Origin of the sequence: Streptomyces wedmorensis, assembly GCF_000716445.1 — a bacterium.
Lineage (GTDB): Bacteria > Actinomycetota > Actinomycetes > Streptomycetales > Streptomycetaceae > Streptomyces > Streptomyces wedmorensis.
Window position 1 is genome coordinate 117,448 of the sequence record NZ_JNWK01000008.1, and the last position, 20,559, is coordinate 138,006.

Annotated in this window: 22 protein-coding genes and 1 pseudogene; 14 read left to right on the forward strand and 9 right to left on the reverse strand. The window is 72.2% G+C overall.

The window, feature by feature from the left end; translation table 11 throughout:
• Positions 1-71 precede the first annotated feature (71 nt).
• A complete protein-coding gene (locus tag OO54_RS09375; protein ID WP_033202375.1) occupies positions 72-1,013 on the forward strand; it encodes an NADP-dependent oxidoreductase in 942 nt (313 codons plus the stop codon).
• A gap of 269 nt (positions 1,014-1,282) precedes the next feature.
• On the opposite strand, the gene OO54_RS09380 is transcribed toward OO54_RS09375, so the two are convergent.
• Positions 1,283-2,152: a haloalkane dehalogenase gene (locus OO54_RS09380; RefSeq protein WP_033202427.1), complete on the reverse strand. Its 870-nt coding sequence runs from the start codon at positions 2,150-2,152 to the stop codon at positions 1,283-1,285.
• Between the two features lie 95 nt (positions 2,153-2,247).
• On the opposite strand from OO54_RS09380, the gene OO54_RS09385 reads away from it, so the two are divergent.
• Both OO54_RS09385 and OO54_RS09390 read left to right on the forward strand, forming a co-directional pair.
• The gene (locus OO54_RS09385; protein WP_017240178.1) at positions 2,248-2,697 is read left to right on the forward strand and encodes a MarR family winged helix-turn-helix transcriptional regulator; all 450 of its coding nucleotides are present in this window, start codon (positions 2,248-2,250) and stop codon (positions 2,695-2,697) included.
• A gap of 167 nt (positions 2,698-2,864) precedes the next feature.
• Positions 2,865-3,788 (forward strand): glycoside hydrolase family 19 protein, encoded by a 924-nt coding sequence (locus tag OO54_RS09390; protein ID WP_033202376.1) that lies wholly within the window; start codon positions 2,865-2,867, stop codon positions 3,786-3,788.
• A gap of 3 nt (positions 3,789-3,791) precedes the next feature.
• Here OO54_RS09390 and OO54_RS48730 read toward each other — a convergent pair.
• Together OO54_RS48730 and OO54_RS09395 are read right to left on the reverse strand one after the other, a co-directional pair.
• Positions 3,792-3,884 (reverse strand): annotated as a pseudogene (locus OO54_RS48730) (DUF397 domain-containing protein); the annotation flags it as partial.
• A 40-nt stretch (positions 3,885-3,924) separates the two neighbouring features.
• On the reverse strand, positions 3,925-4,272 hold the full coding sequence (locus OO54_RS09395; RefSeq protein WP_267888970.1) for a Scr1 family TA system antitoxin-like transcriptional regulator: 348 nt from the start codon (positions 4,270-4,272) through the stop codon (positions 3,925-3,927).
• A gap of 226 nt (positions 4,273-4,498) precedes the next feature.
• Between OO54_RS09395 and OO54_RS09400 the strand changes: the two genes are divergently transcribed.
• Positions 4,499-4,912 (forward strand): hypothetical protein, encoded by a 414-nt coding sequence (locus OO54_RS09400; protein ID WP_033202429.1) that lies wholly within the window; start codon positions 4,499-4,501, stop codon positions 4,910-4,912.
• Here the strand turns inward: OO54_RS09400 and OO54_RS09405 are convergent.
• The 3 genes from OO54_RS09405 to OO54_RS09415 form a co-directional block, all read right to left on the reverse strand.
• The gene (locus OO54_RS09405) at positions 4,899-5,795 is read right to left on the reverse strand and encodes a hypothetical protein (protein WP_157856445.1); all 897 of its coding nucleotides are present in this window, start codon (positions 5,793-5,795) and stop codon (positions 4,899-4,901) included. The two genes, OO54_RS09400 and OO54_RS09405, sit on opposite strands and share 14 nt — an antisense overlap.
• A gap of 128 nt (positions 5,796-5,923) precedes the next feature.
• Positions 5,924-6,409, reverse strand: a complete 486-nt coding sequence (locus tag OO54_RS09410) for a MarR family winged helix-turn-helix transcriptional regulator (protein ID WP_033202378.1) — start codon at positions 6,407-6,409, stop codon at positions 5,924-5,926.
• A gap of 7 nt (positions 6,410-6,416) precedes the next feature.
• Positions 6,417-7,022: a DJ-1/PfpI family protein gene (locus tag OO54_RS09415; protein ID WP_033202379.1), complete on the reverse strand. Its 606-nt coding sequence runs from the start codon at positions 7,020-7,022 to the stop codon at positions 6,417-6,419.
• A 143-nt stretch (positions 7,023-7,165) separates the two neighbouring features.
• On the opposite strand from OO54_RS09415, the gene OO54_RS09420 reads away from it, so the two are divergent.
• From OO54_RS09420 to OO54_RS09430, 3 genes are all read left to right on the forward strand, one after another.
• Entirely contained in the window at positions 7,166-8,530 is a 1,365-nt protein-coding gene (locus OO54_RS09420) for an aspartate aminotransferase family protein (RefSeq protein WP_017240171.1), read from the forward strand.
• A gap of 69 nt (positions 8,531-8,599) precedes the next feature.
• Positions 8,600-9,322 (forward strand): GntR family transcriptional regulator, encoded by a 723-nt coding sequence (locus OO54_RS09425; protein ID WP_033202380.1) that lies wholly within the window; start codon positions 8,600-8,602, stop codon positions 9,320-9,322.
• Between the two features lie 127 nt (positions 9,323-9,449).
• Complete coding sequence (locus OO54_RS09430) at positions 9,450-10,100, forward strand: hypothetical protein (RefSeq protein WP_033202381.1); 651 nt, start codon at positions 9,450-9,452, stop codon at positions 10,098-10,100.
• A gap of 53 nt (positions 10,101-10,153) precedes the next feature.
• Here the strand turns inward: OO54_RS09430 and OO54_RS09435 are convergent, their stop codons facing one another.
• The gene (locus tag OO54_RS09435; RefSeq protein WP_234439559.1) at positions 10,154-10,858 is read right to left on the reverse strand and encodes an SLATT domain-containing protein; all 705 of its coding nucleotides are present in this window, start codon (positions 10,856-10,858) and stop codon (positions 10,154-10,156) included.
• Between the two features lie 270 nt (positions 10,859-11,128).
• On the opposite strand from OO54_RS09435, the gene OO54_RS09440 reads away from it, so the two are divergent.
• The 7 genes from OO54_RS09440 (at position 11,129) to OO54_RS09470 (ending at position 17,652) form a co-directional block, all read left to right on the forward strand.
• A complete protein-coding gene (locus tag OO54_RS09440) occupies positions 11,129-11,461 on the forward strand; it encodes a YbaB/EbfC family nucleoid-associated protein (protein WP_017240167.1) in 333 nt (110 codons plus the stop codon).
• A gap of 69 nt (positions 11,462-11,530) precedes the next feature.
• A complete protein-coding gene (gene recR, locus OO54_RS09445; RefSeq protein WP_033202382.1) occupies positions 11,531-12,130 on the forward strand; it encodes a recombination mediator RecR in 600 nt (199 codons plus the stop codon).
• A 47-nt stretch (positions 12,131-12,177) separates the two neighbouring features.
• Complete coding sequence (locus OO54_RS09450; RefSeq protein WP_033202383.1) at positions 12,178-12,846, forward strand: DUF5063 domain-containing protein; 669 nt, start codon at positions 12,178-12,180, stop codon at positions 12,844-12,846.
• 209 nt (positions 12,847-13,055) lie between these two features.
• Positions 13,056-14,327 carry an aspartate kinase gene (locus tag OO54_RS09455; protein ID WP_033202384.1) on the forward strand — a complete coding sequence of 424 codons (1,272 nt, stop codon included), beginning with the start codon at positions 13,056-13,058 and terminating at the stop codon, positions 14,325-14,327.
• Positions 14,324-15,391 (forward strand): aspartate-semialdehyde dehydrogenase, encoded by a 1,068-nt coding sequence (locus tag OO54_RS09460; RefSeq protein ID WP_033202385.1) that lies wholly within the window; start codon positions 14,324-14,326, stop codon positions 15,389-15,391. The genes OO54_RS09455 and OO54_RS09460 overlap by 4 nt, the downstream gene beginning before the upstream one ends.
• 420 nt (positions 15,392-15,811) lie before the next feature.
• Positions 15,812-16,399: a SigE family RNA polymerase sigma factor gene (locus OO54_RS09465; protein WP_033202430.1), complete on the forward strand. Its 588-nt coding sequence runs from the start codon at positions 15,812-15,814 to the stop codon at positions 16,397-16,399.
• Positions 16,396-17,652 (forward strand): hypothetical protein, encoded by a 1,257-nt coding sequence (locus OO54_RS09470; protein WP_033202386.1) that lies wholly within the window; start codon positions 16,396-16,398, stop codon positions 17,650-17,652. Before OO54_RS09465 ends, OO54_RS09470 begins: the two co-directional genes overlap by 4 nt.
• A gap of 138 nt (positions 17,653-17,790) precedes the next feature.
• Here the strand turns inward: OO54_RS09470 and OO54_RS09475 are convergent, their stop codons facing one another.
• Entirely contained in the window at positions 17,791-18,531 is a 741-nt protein-coding gene (locus OO54_RS09475; RefSeq protein ID WP_017240159.1) for an SURF1 family protein, read from the reverse strand.
• A gap of 126 nt (positions 18,532-18,657) precedes the next feature.
• Positions 18,658-20,490 (reverse strand): S9 family peptidase, encoded by a 1,833-nt coding sequence (locus tag OO54_RS09480; protein WP_033202387.1) that lies wholly within the window; start codon positions 20,488-20,490, stop codon positions 18,658-18,660.
• Between the last annotated feature and the right edge of the window lie 69 nt (positions 20,491-20,559).

Below are 20,559 nucleotides of genomic sequence, written 5' to 3' on the forward strand. Positions count from 1 at the left end.
GCAGGGGTTGCCGGGGGTGGGGAGCGTGGGTGTAATGGCCACGAGGGGGCCTTCAGTCTGAGGAGTACCCCATGCGTGTCGTCGAAGTGACCGCCTACGGCGGACCCGAGGTGCTCAGAATGGCCCGCCGGCCCGAACCGGAGGCCGGGGACGTCCCGGGCCGGGTACGGGTGCGCCTTAAGGCCGCCGGAGTGAACCAGGCGGATCTGCGGATCCGCGCCGGCCGGTACGCCGACGCCGTCGGCGCGCTCAAGCCCCCCTTCGTCCTGGGCACCGACTTCGCGGGCAAGCTGCTGGACCCCGTCCCCGGGATGGCTCCCGGGACCCGGGTCGCCGGCTTCGTGCCCTGGTACGAGGAGCTCACCGGCGAAGGCACCTACGCCGAGGTCGTACGGGTCGCCCCGGAGTGGCTCGCCCCGATCCCGGACGACGTGGAGTTCACCGTCGCCGCGTCCCTCCCCCTCGCCGCGGCCACCGCCCAGCAGGGCCTCGACCGCCTCGACCTCCCGGCGGGGTCGACGCTGCTCGTGACCGGTGCCAGCGCGGTGGTGGGCCGTCTGGCGGTCCAGTTCGCCTCGGCCGCCGGAATGCGGGTGGTGGCCGTCGCCTACGAGGGCGACGAGAGCGAACTGAGAGTCCTCGGCGCGGACCACGTCGTCACGCGCGGCGCACCCGAGGACGTGGTCGCGAAGGTGCTCGCCGGCGACCCGGACCGCGTGGACGCGGTCTTCGACGGGGCGCTCGTCGGCGACGCCCTCCTCCCTGCCCTCAAGGACGATGGAGTCTTCCTCGCCCTCGCCCCCGACCGCGTCCCCACCGCCGAACGGAACATCCGGGTCGAGACCGTCCGCGCCACACCGGACGCCGACCGCCTCCGCCAGAACCTCCAGAAGGTGGCCGACCGGGAGCTCATCACCCGAGTGGCCGACGTCATGCCCCTGGAGGAAGTCGCGGAGGCCCACCGCCGGGCAGAGGCCGGTCACCGTCCCGGCCGCATCATCCTGATGATCTGAGCCGCCGCCCCGAGCCGCCCCCCGCGGGCCGGGAAGGGCGCGGCGCGGTGGCGGCGGGGCGCGGCGGGTCAGGCCGCACCCCGCCGCCCCGGCTGTCCCGCCCCCCGGCCGTCCCTGCTGTCCCGGCTGTCCCGGCCGTGCCGCCCGCGCCCGTAGCCGCCCGGTCAGGCCGCCCCGCACCCTGCCGCCCCGGCCGCGTCCGCCCCGCACCCTGCCGCCCCGGCCGCGTCCGCCACCATCCCCGGTCAGGCCGCGCCCCGCCCGGCGGGTCACGCCCCCGCCAGGCCCTCCGTGTCCGCCCACGTCGTGAGCGCGGTGGCTATGGCCTGAGGCTGGTCCTCCGGGGCCTGGTGGCCCGCGGGGCCGCAGGCGGTCGTGGTGAGGGCGGATATGTGGGCGGCGCACCAGGCCGCCGTAGGCGGATCGATCATCAGGGTCGGCGAGTCGGAGAAGGTCAGCAGCAGCTTCGGGACCTCCGGGGAGGCCGCCAGCCAGGCCCCGTACGCCTCGACACGGGCCACGACCTCCGCCGGATCCCCGTCCAGCGGCATCGCGCGCGCCCACTCCAGCATCGGCCGGCGGGACTCCGGCGTCGGGTAGGGCGCCCGGTAGACGTCGTGGTCGGCCTTGCCGAGCCCCGTCGCGACGGTGTGGGCGAAGGAGTCCTCGACGAAGGTGTTCTCCTCCAGGACCATCCGCTCGCCGACCCCCGGCGTACGGAAGGCCTCCCACCGCTCCCGTGCCTTCTCCGGGAACTCCTCCCAGCCCATCGGGCGCACGATCGTCTCCATGAACGCCGTCCCGCGCACCCGCTCGGGGTGCCGGGCGGCCCAGTCGAAGGCGAGCGAGCCGCCCCAGTCGATCCCGACGAACACCACCTCGTCGAGCTCCATCGCCTCGATCCAGGCCTCCAGATACCGCGCCTGGTCCGCGTAGTCGTAGGCGATGTCCGGTTTCCCCGAGCGGCCCATCCCGATGAGGTCCGGCGCGAGCAGGCGCCGCCCGCCGCCGACGGCCGGCAGGACGTGGCGCCAGAGGTGGGACGAGGTCGGGTTGCCGTGCAGGAAGACGAAGGGAGTGCCGGTCCCTTCGTGGGACTCGTAGAACATCGTCGAGTCGAGGACATCGATCACGGGCATGGCGTTCACTCCCCTAACGTTCGGTTCACTAACGTTCGTGACACTAATGAAGTTATACCGTTCGGGACACTAACGCAACGGGTAATCTGCGCGACATGACCGAGCACTCGCCGGAGGCCGGGGAGACCCCGGAGCGCCTCCGCTCCCTCCCCAGCCGCCTCCTCGCCCTCACCGCCGCCCAGGCCGACCGCCTCGTCAGCGCGGGCCTCGCCGCCGAGGACGCCCGCAAGTGGCACTACGCGGCCCTGGTCTCGCTCGACGAGAGCGGCCCCGCCAGCCAGGCCGACCTCAGTCGCCGTACGGGCATCTACCGCAGCGACCTCGTCTCCGTCATCAACGAACTCGCCGACCAGGGCCACGTCGAGCGCACCCCTGACCCCACCGACCGCCGGCGCAACGTCATCACCCTCACCGCGCGCGGCCGCAAGCACCTCGAACGTCTCGACAAGGTCCTCGCCGAAGCCCAGGAAGAACTCATGGGCCCGCTCACCGTCGCCGAACGGGCCCTGCTCTCCAGCCTGTTGGAGCGCCTGCTCGATCGCTGAGCCGATTCGCGAGGATTTCCGGGGCAACCGGAACCCCAACTGTCACAACTTCTGGTCTAGACCTTGACAGGTCCAGACCAATAGCGCTTCGCTGTGCTCTCCCACCCGGAATCCGCGACCGGAATCCGCGCGGAATCCGCCCGGACCCCACCCGGAAGGAAGCACGCATGCTGCGCAAGTTGGTCACCGCGATCGCCGCGCTCTGTACGGCCGTCGGACTCGCCGTCCTCCTCCTCCCCGCCGCCTCCGCAGGCGCGGCCGCCGCCTGCGCGGCCGCCTGGAACTCCTCCAGCGTCTACACGGGCGGGATGACGGTCTCGCACAACGGCCACAACTGGTCGGCCAAGTGGTGGACCCAGAACGAGACTCCCGGCACCACCGGCGAGTGGGGCGTCTGGGCCGACCAGGGCGTCTGCGGCGGCGGTGGCACCACCCCGCCCACCACCCCGCCCACGACCCCGCCGCCGAGCTCCGGATTCGTCGTCTCCGAGGCCCAGTTCAACCAGATGTTCCCGAACCGGAACCCCTTCTACACGTACAAGGGCCTCACCGACGCCCTCAAGTCGTACCCCGGCTTCGCCAACACCGGCAGCGACACGGTGAAGAAGCAGGAGGCCGCGGCCTTCCTCGCGAACGTCTCCCACGAGACGGGCGGCCTCGTCCACATCGTCGAGCAGAACACGGCCAACTACCCGCACTACTGCGACCCCGGCCAGCCCTACGGCTGCCCCGCCGGCCAGGCCGCCTACTACGGCCGCGGCCCCATCCAGCTCTCCTGGAACTTCAACTACAAGGCCGCCGGCGACGCCCTCGGCATCGACCTCCTCAACAACCCCTGGCGCGTCGAGCAGGACCCGGCCGTCGCCATGCAGACCGGCCTCTGGTACTGGAACACCCAGAACGGCCCCGGCACCATGACCGCCCACAACGCCATGGTCAACGGCGCCGGCTTCGGCCAGACCATCTGGGCGATCAACGGCAGCCTCGAGTGCAACGGCGGCAACCCGGCCCAGGTCCAGAGCCGGGTCACCAAGTACCAGCAGTTCACCCAGATCCTGGGCGTCCCCGCCGGCGCGAACCTCTCCTGCTAGCGATCAGCCCTGCCACACCGGGAAAGCGCTCCACGAGGACGGCTCCACGGCGAACGTGGGGCCGTCCTGCACCTTCGAGTCCCGGAAATGGGCGGCGTCGGCGCAGGAAGCGACCTCTACGCAGTTGCCGCCGCTGTCATCGCTGTGCGAGGACCGACTCGTCCAGGACCAGTTCGATCCGGCACGGAGGCCGACGGTCGAAGAGGGCCTTGCGCGCCACCCGCATCTCCACCAGCTCCTCGACCCGCTCCGCCGTCGGCTCCGGGTAGCCTCCCGCGATCAACGCGCGCGCGTACTCCTCCGTCTGGAAGAGGCCGTGCACCACGTGGTTCGCGTACAGGCTGAGGACCAGCGCCTGTTCGAGCTTCACCAGCATCTCGTCGCTCACCGGTTGTGCGAGCGTCTCCAAGGCGCTGACCGCCGCGCCGGTGTACCCCATCTGCGCCCCAAGCTGCTCCTGAGTGAGCCCCTTTCGCTGTCGCATTTTCTTCGCCATGCCTGCCACGGTCCGTGCCGCCGGACCCGCTGCTTCCTTGTTCTCCGCTCGCTCCATTCCCGCTCCCCATTCGGACTCAACCGATCTCAACCGGTCGCAACTGCTCCCCGCCGAATTCGACTGCGTACGGGGTGTGTTGGTGCAGGTCAAGGGGGTGTCGACGCGCCCGCCGCAGTCGTGGAAAGCGCTGGCGTCGGCGCGGGAGCATGTCCTCGTGAATGAAGAGAATCGGGAAGTAGACGTGGATTGGATTCCTGTTTCCGGATTCCAACTCCGCAAGGCGGGGGTGCAATTCGACGCGGTGCGGGTCGACGGTGACGAGGGGCGCCGGGCGGCCGACTGGATGGAGGTGCTGACGGGTGGGGACCCGGGGCCGGTGGTGATGGAGGCGAACGGGCGGCGGGGGGTGTATTTCCTGGTGCCGCCGGGGTCGACGGCGTACAGGTCGTGGCCGCGCGGGGTGACGCGGTTCAGCGCCGGGCCGGCGCACGTGAGCTATGTGCCCGTGCCGGCACTGACGGGGAGGACCTGGCCGCTGTCCTGGCGCTGTCCGCCGTCGGGGCCCGACAGGTTCGTGCATCCGCTGCTGCTGCGGAGCGCCGTGACGGAGCTGTTCAGTACCGCTTGACCACCCAGAGGAGGGCGAGGGGCGGGGCGAGGGTGGCGAGGAGGGCGGGCAGCTGGTCGTAGCCCGCCACCTCGAATCCCAGGGCCTTGGGCAGGAGCAGGACGAGGCCGGTCAGCAGGATGCCGAGGGCGGGCAGGTGGGTGCCGGGGTCGAAGCGGCGCAGCCGGTGGATGTCGTCCGCGTCCGAGAGGCTCTTGATGGTGCCGCCCGCGACCAGGAGCAGGGGCCAGATCCAGATGCCGAGGAAGAAGAGGAAGAACCACCGCGGTTCCTTGCGGTCGCCGTTCTCGACGACGGGCGTGGCGGGGTCGCGGGGCGCGAAGTAGACGTTCACCTTCCAGCCGGGGCGGGGGGACTTGTGGCGGGTGTACATGCCGCGGACGGTGACCTCGCGGGGGCCGGCCTCGTACGGGATCCGGAGGGTGAGGTCGGTGAGGTAGTACGGGTCGCGGTCCTCGTCGCCCTCGTGGAACTCGGGTTCGCCCGCGAGGCGGACGACGGAGACCTCGTACTCGTCGTATCCGGCGCGCTCCAGGCGCTCGGTCTCGCGGCCGTAGTCGGCGCTGACGTCGAAGGCCGTCAGGAAGGCGGCGAAGGCGGCGACGGGGACGCCGAAGGCGATCAGGTACGGCAGGACCCGGTTCGGCCGCCGGGTCTCGCGGTACGCCTTGGCCAGCGGGTCGCGCGCGCGTGCGTCGGCCCGGTAGGAGGCGACGACCCAGCCGGCCGCGAAGAGGACGGCGAGGCCGGCGAGGGCCAGTTCGGGTATGAGCGGCGGGTAGGGGTTGACCGCTCCGACGGAGGCGGCCACGGCGGCCGTCGCGCTCAGGACCATGCCCCAGCCGGTGATCGTCGTGGCGGCGCTCCGCCCTGGCGTGCTCATGGCGGGCAGCATAGGCCGCGTGCGGGCCGCGCCTCACGCCTCCGGCGTAAGGAACTCCGCGCCGCACGTCTCCGGTGCCCGGCCCCCGCCCCCTCACGCCTTGTGCGTACAGGCTCCGTGCCTCACGCTCACGCCTCCGGCGTACGGAACTCCGCGTTGACGGTCTCCAGGGCCTCGGAGAGCCGTTCCAGGACCCGTACCGTCTCGCCGAAGGCCTCCTGGCCGCCCAACTCCCGCAGGAGCAGGGCGGCGAGTTCCGCGTGGCCCGGGTCGATGCGGCGGACCGCCGCCCGGCCGGCCTCCGTGGGGGCGAGGAGCTTGGCCCTGCGGTGGGCGGGGTTCGGCTCGTAGGCGGCGAGGCCCTCCCGTACGAGCAGGTCCGCGATCCGCTGGACGCTCTGGCGCGTGATGCCCATGACGCGGGCGATCCCGGAGACGGGGAGCGGCTGGGGGAGTACGGCTCCGAGGACCTGCCACCAGGCGGCGGTGAGGCCCGCCGGTTCGGCCAGCTTCTCGGACACGGCGAGGAACTGGCCGTTGAGCCGGAAGACGCCCAGGGCCGTACGGGAGAGGGCGTCCTGCCGCTGCCTGCGGTCCAGGGGTTCGCTGCTCATGCGCGCCTCACGAGTTCAGCTCGGCGAAGGCCGCCGGGTCCGAGTGCTGGAAGAGGCGGTACCAGGCGTCCCGCTTGCCCTCGTACGCGCCGAGCAGGGCGAAGATCTCGCGTGCGAACGCGACCGGTTCCGTCGGGCCCGCCGTGATCAGGTTCCCGGACGTCAGCGCGTCCGTGTCGACGTAATGGTCACCGCCCTTGTAGCCGGTGGCGGCGAGGTAGAAGGAGACCGCGCTCGTGTGGGGGCGGTCGTCGAGGAGGCCCTCCTTCGCGAGGCCTGCCGTGGCGCCGCAGATCGCGGCGACCGGGACACCGGCGTCGAGGAAGGTCCGGGCCTTGGCGGTGAAGGGGGCGAGCTCGTCGCCCTCGTCGTACTTCTCGGCGCCCGGAAGGATCAGCAGGGCGCTGTCCTCGGGGGAGAGGTCGTCGAGCGCGAGGTCGGGGACGATCCGGATCCCGGCGATCGTCGTGACGGGCTGCCCGGCGACCGGGCCGACGGTCCGGACGGTGAATCCGGCGCGGGCGAGCCAGGCCGTGGCGTGGCCCGTCTCCCAGTCGGCGAGGGTGTCGTAGACGGCGAGATGAACGGTCTTGGTGTCGGTCTCGGTTCCCATGACAGAAGGCTGTCATGATGACAGCTTGCTGTCAATCGTCGGGCTTGGGGAGGCCGGGCAGAGCAAGGTGTCGCGTCCGGCCCGGTCTCGGTGGACAAGATGGCCATGGCCCGTCCCACCTGCGGTTCCTTACCCTCGACCGCATGACCCCTCATGTCATCGAACCCGATCCCCAGGCCGGCGCGGCCGTCAAGGCCGCCGACCGCGCGCACGTGTTCCACTCCTGGTCCGCCCAGGGCCTGATCGACCCGCTCGCCGTGGCCGGCGCGGAGGGTTCGTACTTCTGGGACTACGACGGAAACCGCTACCTCGACTTCACCAGCGGCCTCGTCTACACGAACATCGGCTACCAGCACCCCAAGGTGGTCGCCGCGATCCAGGAGCAGGCCGGGAAGCTCGCGACCTTCGCGCCCGCCTTCGCCGTGGACGTGCGCTCCGAGGCCGCACGCCTCATCGCCGAGCGCACCCCGGGCGACCTGGACAAGATCTTCTTCACCAACGGCGGCGCCGAGGCCGTCGAGAACGCCGTCCGCATGGCCCGGCTGCACACCGGCCGCACGAAGGTGCTCTCCGCCTACCGCTCGTACCACGGCGCCACCTCCACCGCGATCAACCTGACCGGTGACCCGCGCCGCTGGGCCTCCGACAACGGCTCCGCCGGCGTCGTGCGCTTCTGGGCGCCGTTCCTCTACCGCTCGCCCTTCTACGCCACCACCGAGGCGGAGGAGAGCGCGCGGGCCCTCCAGCACCTGGAGGACACGATCGCCTTCGAGGGTCCGGCGACCATCGCCGCGATCATCCTGGAGACCGTGCCCGGCACCGCCGGCATCATGACCCCGCCGCCCGGCTACCTCGCCGGCGTCCGCGAGATCTGCGACAAGTACGGCATCGTCTTCATCCTCGACGAGGTCATGGCCGGCTTCGGCCGCACCGGCAAGTGGTTCGCCGCCGAGCACTTCGACGTCGTCCCCGACCTGATGACCTTCGCCAAGGGCGTGAACTCGGGCTACGTGCCCCTCGGCGGCGTCGCCATCAACGCCGAGATCGCCGCCACCTTCGACAAGCGGCCCTACCCGGGCGGACTGACCTACTCCGGTCACCCGCTGGCCTGCGCCGCCGCCGTCGCCACGATCAACGTGATGGCGGACGAGAAGGTCGTCGAGAACGCCGCCCACATCGGCGAGACCGTCCTCGGCCCCGGCCTGCGCGAGCTCGCCGAGCGCCACCCGTCGGTCGGCGAGGTCCGCGGCATGGGCGTCTTCTGGGCCCTCGACCTGGTCAAGAACAAGGAGACGCGCGAGCCGCTCGTCCCGTACAACGCGGCCGGCGAGGCCAACGCGCCGATGGCCGCCTTCGGCGCCGCGGCGAAGAAGCAGGGCCTGTGGCCCTTCGTGAACATGAACCGCACCCATGCCGTTCCCGCCTGCAACGTCTCCGAGGCGGAGGCGAAGGAAGGCCTGGCGGCGCTGGACGCGGCCCTCTCGGTGGCCGACGAGCACACCGCGTAACCGCAGCACCGGGGAGGTCTCCTCCGTCTGGACTAGGGTGTCCCGAAACCGGACGGAGGGGGCCGACCCATGCCCGCGAGCGGAGCTGTCACCCGCAACACCTTGCGACAGCAGATCGCGGACGCGCTGCGTGACGAGGTGCTCGCGGGCCGTCTCCAGCCCGGCGAGGAATTCACCGTCAAGCAGATCGCGGAGCAGTACGGGGTGTCCGCGACGCCCGTACGGGAAGCACTCGTCGACCTGTGCGCGCAGGGGCTCCTCGACTCCGACCAGCACCGCGGCTTCCGGGTCCACCAGTACTCGGTCGACGACTACCGGGGCATGGTCGAGGCCCGGATGCTCGTCGTCGACGGCATCTTCCGCCGCCACGCGCCCGCGGTGCTCCCGATCCCGCAGACCACGCCGTCCCCCGCCGCCGAGCCCGACCTCAACGTCGGGGTGGCGCTCGTCTCCGTACGCCGCCGGGGCGAGGCCGCGGCCCGCGCGGCCCGCGCCGGGGACCTGGACATCCTCATCGGCTACGACATCCGCTACTGGCGCGAGCTGGGCCGCCTGGTCGCCGCCAACGCCTACATCGCCGACTTCCTGCACCGGCTGCGCGTCCAGGCCTGGGTCTTCTCCGTACCCTACCTGCGCTCCGAGCGGGACCTCCTCGGCTGGCTGTGGGGCGGGCACGTCGAGCTGGTGGACGCGATCACCCGCGGCGACGCGGAGGCCGCCGTCGAGGTCGTACGGGCCTACAACGCGCACTCGCTGGAGTGGGCGGACCGCCTGGAACAGCGGGCTCGCTGAACGACCCTGGACCGAAAGGTCGGGTTGAGGCCCGGTCTCCGGGGGCAGGTCCTGAGCGGGTGGGCGTCGTCGGCTGCGCCGCCGACTACCCTGGCCGTCCCTGCAACCGACGGAGAGCGAGCCTCCCTTGGCCTGTGACCTGTGGCTGGTCCCCCTCGTCGACGTGCTGTGCCACAGCCCCGACAACCCCTTCGCCGAAGAGATAGCCGTCTTCGACTCCGTGCTGAGCGCGTCCGGTCTGCCGACCGTGCCCGTCTACGCGTACATGCCGGGGCTCTCCGGGGACGTCGCCCCCGTCGCGGGCTTCGACTACGAGGCCCTGCACTTCCTGCGCCGCGCGTACCTCCTCCAGGTGTGCGGGCTGCCGGTCGAGCCGGTGGGCGAGCTCGGCGGGGACTACGAGCAGCTCCTGGAGATGTTCGAGGCGACCGCCCAGCAGTCCCACCTGGTCTGGCACTACGACCACGCGGGCGCGTACGTGCCGGTCGACTTCCCGGCGCCGCTCACCACCGACGAGCTCCTGGAGGGCGGCGGTCCGCTCGGATCCTCGTACGGGCTGCTCCGGGAGCTCGAGTTCGTGGCGCCCTCGATCGGCATCGACCCGGCGAACCCGCCGGCCGCCCCGCTGCCGCCGGACCGGCCGACCTCCCTGGAGGAACCGGCCGCGCCCGTCCCGTACGACGGCAGTCCCTTCGCGCGGGAGCGTCACGTGTGGCTGGGCCTGCACGCGGCGGCGGTCCGGAGCCTCGCCCAGGGCTCGATGATCATCCTGAGCTGAGCGCCCAGGGGATCGTCCCGAGCCGAAGCCCCCGCGTCGCCCCCGGACAGGCCCTAGCGGGCCTCCGGGGGCCGCTGGCGGGGCATGTTCGGACGGGTGCCGGGCGGGAGCGGGAAACGGCCCGAGGGGTGGTGGCTCTCGGCCCGCGCGGGCATCACGCCCACCGACTGGAGCGCCAGCGGCGCCGGGCCCGAACGGAACTCGACCATCCAGTCCGCGGTCTCCGCCCGCACGAGCTCCGTCACGTCCTCCGAGAAGCGGCGCAGCACCCCGAGACATCGCTCGGCGGCCTCGCTCGCGGTGCCCTCCGTGGGGCCCAGGACCTCCCGGACGCTCTCGGACGCCCAGTCGAACTGCAGCGCCTGGAGACGGCGCTGCACGGCCTGTGCCGTCGCCACGTTCCTTATCCAGCCGGACGTCAGCCCGAAGTACCGGTCGCAGGCCATGCAGGCGGCGCCGAGCAGCAGCGAGAGGTAGCCCCAGCCCGCGGTGCCCGCGGCCACCCCGGTCAGGTCGAGCAGCGGCAGCGCGGCGCCGGCGATCACGCCTACGGCCGTGCCGATCCGCAGGGCCCGGGCGCAGCGGCGCTTCCAGACGCGGTCCGAGAGGTACCACTCGGCGGTGCGCAGGGCATTGGACTCCACCCAGCGGTACAGCTCGTCGAGCCGTTCCGCCGGCTCGCCCCAGTCGCCCAGGGGGAACGGCGTACCGGTCAGATCACGGTGGACGTCTCCCCCGGGGGGCCCCGGCGGCTGCATCTCCGGCTGCTGGCTCACCGGGGGACTCCTCTGTTCAGCTCAGCGCTCATGTCCTTCTGTGACGTGCGGTGCACGTGGTGCCTGCCCTTCCTACCGCCGAATGGTGGGCGGCGGGCCCGGAATCCCGGGATTTCCGCCCGCAAGAGGGTGTTGATCAGGTAGAGGAGGCCGCAGTTTCTCACCCGAAAGAGTGATGGAGGCAAGGCGGGCGGGGACCACGTAGGCTCGGCGTACCGACACATACGGACGTACCGAACTCCAGGAGTGACCGTGATCCCCGGTGGCCAGCCCAACATGCAGCAGCTTCTCCAGCAGGCCCAGAAGATGCAGCAGGACTTCGCCCGCGCGCAGCAGGAGCTGGCCGCGACCGAGGTCGACGGGCAGGCGGGCGGCGGCCTGGTGAAGGCGACCGTCACCGGCTCGGGCGAGCTGCGCGGCCTGGTCATCGACCCGAAGGCGGTCGACCCGGAGGACACCGAGACCCTCGCCGACCTGATCGTGGCCGCCGTCCAGGCCGCCAACGACAACGCGCAGCAGCTCCAGCAGGCCAAGCTCGGCCCTCTGGCGCAGGGCATGGGCGGCCTGCCGGGCCTGGGCTTCTGAGCCCGCTCTTCTAACGAGCACTTCCAGCCACTACCGTAAGAATCAAGCACTCCCGAGAAGGGCGTTCCGTTGTACGAAGGCGTGGTTCAGGACCTCATCGACGAGCTGGGCAGGCTGCCCGGCGTCGGTCCCAAGAGCGCGCAGCGGATCGCCTTCCACGTCCTCCAGGCCGAGCCGACGGACGTCCGCCGGCTCGCGCACGCGCTCCTGGAGGTCAAGGAGAAGGTCAGGTTCTGCGCGGTCTGCGGCAACGTGGCGCAGCAGGAGCAGTGCAACATCTGCCGGGACCCGCGCCGCGACCTCACCGTCATCTGCGTGGTCGAGGAGCCGAAGGACGTCGTCGCGATCGAGCGGACGCGCGAGTTCCGCGGGCGGTACCACGTCCTCGGCGGCGCGATCAGCCCGATCGAGGGCGTCGGTCCGGACGACCTCCGCATCCGCGAGCTCCTCGCGCGGCTCGCGGACGGGGCCGTCACCGAACTGATCCTCGCGACCGACCCGAACCTGGAGGGCGAGGCCACCGCGACGTACCTGGCGCGGATGATCAAGCCCATGGGGCTGAAGGTGACCCGGCTCGCGAGCGGGCTCCCGGTCGGCGGCGACCTGGAGTACGCCGACGAGGTGACCCTCGGCCGTGCCTTCGAGGGGCGGAGGCTGCTAGATGTATGAGGACAGGGCCGGTGCGCTCTCGTGCGCGCTCTCAGAGAGGCTGCTCGATGTCTGACGCCACACTGCACTCCGTCACGCAGGACCCGGACGACTTCGCGGTCCAGATCTCCGACTCGATCGAGAGTTTCATCGTCGCGACCACCGAGGTCGCCAAAGGCGACGAGCCGGACAGCGCGGTCCCGTTCCTGCTCCTGGAGATCTCCCAGTTGCTCCTCGCGGGCGGCCGGCTCGGCGCGCACGCGGACATCGTCCCGGACGAGCGGTACGAGCCGGACACGGGCCCCGAGCCGGACGTCGACGACCTGCGCGAGCGGTTCGCCGTGATGCTCGACCCGGTCGACGTCTTCTCCGAGGTCTTCGACCCCTACGAGCCGCGCAAGGCCCCCGTCCCGGCCCGCATCTCCGACAACCTCGCCGACATCGTCACCGACCTCCGCCACGGCCTCGCCCACTACCGGGCCGGCCGCACCAGCGAAGCCCTCTGGTGGTGGCAGTTCTCCTACTTCTCCAACTGGGGCCCCACCGCCTCGGCCACCCTCCGCGCCCTCCAGTCGCTCGTCGCGCACGTCCGCCTCGACCAGCCGCTGGCCGAGCTGGACGGTCTCGACACCGACGAGGACCTCACCGAGGACGACCTCGCCGAAGAGGCCGGCCGCGTCATGCTGGAAGAGATCGCGGCCCCCCTGGGCATCCGCACCCGATCCGCCAGGAAGTAACCGCCCCGGCCGGATCCACCCGCGCTGCCGTCTCGGCGAGGACCACCCGTACGCGGTCCGCGTGGCCGATGCCCTTGCCGTGACGCCGGAATGATCACTTGGTGAGCGCCTCGTCTCACCATCCGATATCACGGTGGCGTTTTCGGGTCCCTCGATAGACTGAGCCGATCGCAGCGCCGGCTGCGGCACAGACTGAGCGAGGAGCGCACGTGGGCCTTGTCGTGCAGAAGTACGGAGGCTCCTCCGTTGCCGATGCCGAAGGCATCAAGCGCGTCGCCAAGCGGATCGTGGACACCAAGAAGGACGGCCACCAGGTCGTCGTCGTGGTTTCCGCGATGGGCGACACGACGGACGAGTTGATCGATCTCGCCGAGCAGGTATCCCCGATGCCTGCCGGGCGTGAGTTCGACATGCTGCTGACCGCCGGAGAGCGGATCTCCATGGCCCTGCTGGCCATGGCGATCAAAAACCTGGGCCACGAGGCCCAGTCGTTCACGGGCAGCCAGGCCGGTGTCATCACCGACTCGGTCCACAACAAAGCGCGCATCATCGATGTCACGCCGGGCCGGATCCGCACCGCCCTCGACGAGGGCAACATCGCCATCGTCGCCGGCTTCCAGGGTGTGTCCCAGGACAAGAAGGACATCACCACGCTGGGCCGCGGCGGCTCCGACACGACGGCCGTGGCGCTCGCCGCCGCGCTCGACGCCGAGGTCTGCGAGATCTACACCGACGTCGACGGCGTCTTCACGGCCGACCCGCGCGTCGTGAAGAAGGCGAAGAAGATCGACTGGATCTCCTTCGAGGACATGCTGGAGCTCGCCGCCTCCGGCTCCAAGGTGCTGCTGCACCGGTGCGTCGAGTACGCGCGCCGCTACAACATCCCGATCCACGTCCGCTCGTCCTTCTCGGGACTGCAGGGCACGTGGGTCAGCAACGAACCGCAAGGGGACCAGAAGGTGGAGCAGGCCATCATCTCGGGTGTCGCCCACGACACCTCCGAGGCGAAGATCACCGTCGTCGGCGTGCCGGACAAGCCGGGCGAGGCCGCGGCCATCTTCCGCGCCGTCGCGGACGCCGAGATCAACATCGACATGATCGTGCAGAACGTGTCCGCGGCCTCCACCGGCCTCACGGACATCTCCTTCACCCTCCCCAAGGCCGAGGGCCGCAAGGCCATCGACGAGCTGGAGAAGGCGAAGGACGCGATCGGCTTCGACTCGCTCCGCTACGACGACCAGATCGGCAAGATCTCCCTGGTCGGCGCCGGCATGAAGACGAACCCGGGCGTCACCGCCGACTTCTTCAAGGCGCTGTCCGACGCGGGCGTGAACATCGAGCTCATCTCGACCTCCGAGATCCGCATCTCGGTCGTCACCCGCGCCGACGACGTCAACGAGGCCGTGCGCGCCGTCCACACCGCCTTCGGTCTGGACAGCGACTCGGACGAGGCCGTCGTCTACGGAGGCACCGGCCGATGACGCCCAAGCCGACGCTCGCGGTCGTCGGTGCGACCGGAGCCGTCGGCTCGGTGATGCTCCAGATGCTGTCGCACCACGCGGACGTCTGGGGCGAGATCCGACTCCTCGCCTCCCCGCGTTCGGCGGGCCGCAAGGCCTCCGTGCGCGGGGAGGAGTGCGAGATCCTCCCGCTCGACGAGGAGGCCCTCGAAGGCGTCGACCTGGCGCTCTTCCTGGTGCCCGAGGCGGTCGCGGCGCAGTGGGCGCCCATCGCCGCCGCCAAGGGCGCCGTGGTGGTGGACACCTCGGCGGCCTTCCGGGCCGACCCCGACGTGCCCCTGGTGGTCCCCGAGACCAACCCCCACGCCGCGCGCGTACGGCCCCGGGGCATCGTGGCCAGCCCCGGCTCCACCACCCTCGCGCTGATCGTCGCCGTGGGCGCCCTGCACGCCGAGTTCGGCCTCGCCGAACTGGTCGTCACCGCCCAGCAGGCCGCCAGCGGCGCCGGCGCCGGACACGCGGGCGTCGAGGCGCTCCGCGCCCAGCTCGGCCTGGTGGCCGGCGACGGGGACCTCGGCACCCACCCCGGTGACGTACGGCGGTTCGTCGGCGAGGACACCGGACCCTTCCCCGGACCCCTGGCGCTCAACGTCCTGCCATGGTCGGGCACGGCGGGCGCCGACGGGGCCTCGTCGGAGGAGGAGCGCGTACGGGACGAGACGCGCCGGATCCTCGGACTGCCCGCACTGCGGGTCGCCGCAACCTGTGTCCGCGTGCCCGTCGTGACGGGGCACTCCGTCTCCGTGCACGCGCGCTTCGAGCACCCCGTGCCGGTCGGGCGCGCGCACGAGGTCCTGGCGACCTCGCCCGGCGTCGTGCTGTACGACGACCCCGCCGCGGGCGACTTCCCCACCCCCGCCGACGTCGTCGGCACCGACCCCGCCTGGGTCGGCCGGGTCCGGCGCTCCATGGACGACGAGCGGGCCCTCGACTTCTTCGTCTGCGCCGACAACCTGCGCAAGGGTGCGGCCCTGAATGCCCTTCAGATCGCGGAATCCGTTGTCACGGCTTTGTGGGATCTGTGAACGTCCTGTGAGCAATTAGGCGTCAGATACCTCTTGAACTGCGGCGATGCCGTGGAAGAGGATGCTCTTCCCCCTTGTCGCAACCAACGGCCGGGTGGAGGGCGTCTCTGCGTTCACCCACGACCTTGTGGCGCGGAGCACGCCGTGAAAGCGGGGCACAGGGGGAGAACGGTTACGCATGAGGACATACGACTCACCGTCAAAAAGGGTGGCGTACGCGTACAACCCTGTCGGGGGGACGCGTGTCCAACAGGCGTGGCAGAGGTACTCGACATCGCGACAATCGCCCCGCTCCGCGGCGCGGGCACAGGCGTGCTCCCCGTGCGGAGCGCCGCGGTGCTCCCGCTCCGCGGCAGCGCCGTCGGCCCCGTGCGCGGCTCCGCGGTCCGCCCGTTCAGACGGCCGCGGGCACTCGGCGGGATGCCGGTGATCGCCCCCGTGCCCGCCGCGCCCCGCACGACCGGGATGGACGCCATCCCGTCGCCCCGCGCAGGCGCCGAAGGCGCCCTGGCCGCCGGCACCACCGTCGACCACCTGACCGAGACCTACCGCGCCCACTACCGGTCGCTGCTCGGCCTCGCCGCGCTGCTCCTCGACGACACGGCCTCCTGCGAGGACGTCGTCCAGGAGGCGTTCATCCGCGTCCACTCGGCCCGCAAGCGCGTCCGCGAGCCCGAGAAGACGCTCGCCTACCTGCGCCAGACCGTCGTGAACCTCTCCCGGTCCGCGCTGCGCCGCCGCATCCTCGGCCTCAAGCTGCTGTCCAAGCCGATGCCCGACATGGCCAGCGCGGAGGAGGGAGCGTACGAGCAGCTGGAGCGCGAGGACCTGATCAAGGCGATGCGCGGACTCCAGCGGCGCCAGCGCGAGGTGCTGGCCCTGCGGTACTTCTCCGACATGACCGAGGCGCAGGTCGCCGAGACGCTCGGGATATCCCTGGGATCCGTGAAGGCGTACGGCTCGCGGGGCATCGCGGCGCTGCGCGTCGCGATGGGAGCGAGCGCATGAGCGAGACCTCAGGCAGGGCGCCCGACGAGGCGCCTGACGAGGTGTCCGGCACGGCGCCGGACGGGACGCCCGGTGAGGTGCTCCGCGGGGACGGCGGTGCTCGTGACGAGCGCGACGCCCTGGATGAACGCAACGACGTGAGTGGACAGCGCATGGTGAACATCGAGACCGGGCCCGGCGCGGGCGACGGCGACGAAGAACTCGCGCTGCGGCGGCTCTTCCAGGGAGCCGTGGCCGGCCTGGAGCCCACCGCGGGCTCGCTGGAGCACCTGCGCCGTGCCGTCCCCGCGCGCCGGGCCCGCAAGCGCCAGGCCTTCGTCGGGGCCTGCGCCGCCGCGGTCCTCATCGGGACGGCCGTGCCCGCGTTCGTGCACGTCGCCTCCTCGGGCGGCCTCTCGGCCTCCGACGCGGTGAACGCCGGCCACGGCGAGGACGCCCAGGGCGGCACCGGCGACGACGCCGGCGTCGAGGGCGCCCAGAGCACCAAGGCCCCGGTCGGCGGCGTCTCGCCGAGCCAGGGCACCGACGAGGGCTCCGCGGGCGACCCGCGGTCGCCGGGAGCCGCCGGCGGACCGCGCCAGTCGCAGGACGGGGGCAACGGCTCCGCCCCCCGCTGCGCCGCCGACCAGCTCGGCGTCAGCAGCGAAGGGGCCCAGGGGCCCGACGACCAGGGCAGGTTCCACGGCAACTTCCGCATCGCCAACGTGTCCGGCCGGGACTGCGTCGTGGACGGCGCCGGAGTCGTCGGCTTCGAGGCCCGCGGCGCGGCCGACCCGGGGCGGATCTCCGTGGTCCGGCACACCTCGGGGGACGGCGGCGGCGGGCTGCCCGACCCCTCGCAGGAGTCGTCCTCGGTCGTCCTGAAGCCGAACGGCTCGTACGAGGTGAAGTTCGTCTGGGTGCCGAGCGAGACCTGTCCCACGACCGGGACCTCGCCGACCCCGACGCCGCCCACCCCGACCGAGCAGCCGACCGAGCAGCCGCCGACGGCCCCGCCCACCACCACCGTCGACCCCGGACCCACCACGGGCACCGGAGGCACCGGTACGGCGGGCACCGGCGCGGAGGCGGGCGCGGGTTCCGAGGCGGGGGCCGGAGTCTCGGCCCAGCTGCTCCACGACGACGGGGCTCCGGCGGACGGCAGCGTCGTGGTCAGCCACACCGCCGAGCCGGGCGGCCCCACGGCATCGGCGATCGTCACCAACGCCTGCGCCGGCGTCATCTACCGGACCGGGATCCTGAGCGCCTCCTGAGGCGCTCACCCGGTGGACCCCCGGGCCGGGGGCCAGGGACCTACAGGCCCAGAGGCCTGCGGGTTCAGGGGCCTACAACAGGTCCAGAGGCCTGCGGGTCCAGGGACCTACAGGCCCAGAAGCCCGCGGGTCCAGGGCCTACAGGCCCAGGGCCTCGTCCCGGGACGCCTCCGCCTCGCGGCGGACGAGGCGGAACCACATGAAGACGACGAAGCCGGCGAAGACGAACCACTCCGCGGTGTAGCCGAGGTTCTGGAAGGCCTTCGCGTCCAGGCCTGTCCCCGCCGCCGCGGCGGCCGGGACCGGCGTCAGGCCGGCGGGGGAGTCGGCGAGGGTGATCCAGGCGTCGTAGACGTCGTCCGTCACCACGTTCACCAGGGACGCCGCGCTGATCATGCCGAGCTGGCCCTCGGGCAGCCCGCCCGCGGTGTGGACGCCCTTCGTACCCGCGTTCTCCGAGGCCTGGAGCGCGCCCACCACCGTGACCTCGCCGGACGGCGGCGCGGGGGCCTCGGCGCCCGTGGGGAGCCAGCCCCGGACCACCGGCAGGGACCGGCCGCCGTCCGTCTTCAGCAGCGTCAGGACGTACGAGCCGGTGCGGCCGTCCAGCTCGCGGTCCGGGACCAGGAACTGCTCCCCGAACCGGCCGCGCGCCTCGGCCGGACGACCCGAGGTCTCGGTGTCCACCGGCAGCAGGGACGCCAGCGGCTCCGCCTTCAGCGAGCTGGGCGCGGGCCGCTGCTCGGCCTCCTGGTGGGAGTCGACGCGGTCCTCGAACTTGCCGAGCTGCCAGGTGCCCATGAAGACGCAGAACGGGATCGCGAGGAGCACGAAGGCGTTGATCCCCCACCAGCGGGGCGTTCTCAGGAACCGGTACACGCCCCCACGGTACGCAAGCCCGCCCCGCCCCCCGTCGGCCGGGTCCCCGCCGGAGGCGCCGTCCCGGTGCCCGCCCCGCCCGGTGATCAGGCCGGGCAGGGCGGGCGACCGTCAGTGCCCCGCCGGTCAGGCCGGGCCGCCCGGCACCTCACCCCCCAGATGCCTCGCGGCGAAGGCCAGGTCCAGGCCGACCTGCTTGATGCGCTCCTCCACCACCAGCGAGCCGTGGCCCGCGTCGTACCGGTAGACGTCGTGGACCGCGCCGCGGGCCGCGAGCCGGTCCACGTAGTTGTCGATCTGCCGGATCGGGCAGCGCGGGTCGTTGACGCCGGCCGAGATGTGCACCGGGGCCTTCACCGCGTCCACGTACGTCAGCGGGGACGAGGCCGCGTACCGCTCGGGCACCTCCTCGGGCGAACCGCCGAGCAGCGTCCGGTCCAGCGCCTTGAGGGCCTCCATCTCGTCCTCGTACGCCGTGACGTAGTCCGCGACCGGGACCGCCGCCAGACCGACCGCCCAGTCGTCCGGCCGGGTGCCCAGGCCGAGGAGCGTCAGGTAGCCGCCCCAGGAGCCGCCGGAGAGGACGAGTCGCGACGGATCGGAGAGGCCGCTCGCCACCGCCCACGCGCGGACCGCCGTGATGTCCTCCAGCTCGATCAGACCGACCCGGTGCTTGAGCGCGTCGGTCCACTCCCGGCCGTACCCCGTCGAGCCCCGGTAGTTGACCCGCACCACCGCGTAGCCGTGGTCCACCCAGGCCGCCGGCCCCGACGCGAAGGCGTCGCTGTCGTGCCAGGCCGGGCCGCCGTGCACCTCGAAGATCGTGGGGAAGGGGCCCTCGCCCTCCGCCGGGCGCTGCACGAGCGCGTGGACCCTGCCGCCGGGTCCGTCCACCCACACGTCCTCCACGGGCACCGACGGCGGGGCCTTCGCGCCGGGCGGGTCGAGGACGACGCCGCCGGCCGTGGAGCGCACCGCCGGCGGCTCGGCGGCCGAGGACCACAGGTACTCGACGCTGCCGTCGGGCCGGGCCGTCGCGCTCGACACCGAGCCGGCCGGGGTCTCCACCCCGACCAGGGCGCCGGTGGCGATCTCGTACCGCCACAGCTCGCTGCGCGCCTCGAAGCTGTGCACGATCAGCAGGCCGGAGCCGTCCGGGTACCACTCCGCCGACACGTCGCCCGGCAGGTCGAGCCGGAGGTCGGTCTCGGTGCCGGCCGCCACGTCCCACAGCATCGGCTCCCAGCGGCCGCGCCGCTGGTGCCCGACGAGCAGCCGGGTGTCGCCCGTCACCGGGGCGAAGCCGAGGACCGTGAGCCCCAGTTCCTCCGTGCCGCCCTTGGTGTCGTCGAGATCGGCGAGGACGGTTCCGTCCGAGGCGCGCAGCACGCGCAGCGCCGAGTGCATCGCGTCCCCGTGCTCGGTGTGCTCGATCGCGATCAGCGACCCGTCGTACGACAGGTCACCGACCCCGGCCGACTCCCGGTGCCGGTAGACCTCGACCGGAGCGGCGGCACCGGGGCGTACGAGATGGACCGTGGAGCCGTCCTCGTCCGTGGAGCGGCCCACCACGAGCGTGCCCTCGCGGCCGATGGCGAGTCCGGCCGGGTAGGAGGCGGCGAGGCCGGGCACGGCGGGCTCGTCCGGGCCGCCGTCGAACGGCTGGCGCATCCACACCCCGAACTCGTCGCCGTCGGTGTCCGCGAACCACCAGATCCACGCGCCGTCCGGGGACAGCGTGCCGTCCGTCGTCCCGTTGGGCCGGTCCGTGACCTGCCGCTGCGTGCCGCTCGCCCGGTCCCAGGCGTACAGCTCGTACGTCCCCGTCGCGTTGGAGACGAACAGCGAGCGGTCGGGGGCCTCCTCGGCCCACTCGGGCAGGGAGACGCGTGGTGCGCGGAAGCGCTGCTCCCACGCCGGTGTCTCTGCGGTGAGCTCGGTGTTCTTGCTCTCAGTCATGGACCCATGATGCTCCGGGCGGCCGACAATTCGGGTCGCGTCCTCCCCGGCCTGTGGATAACCTCGCCG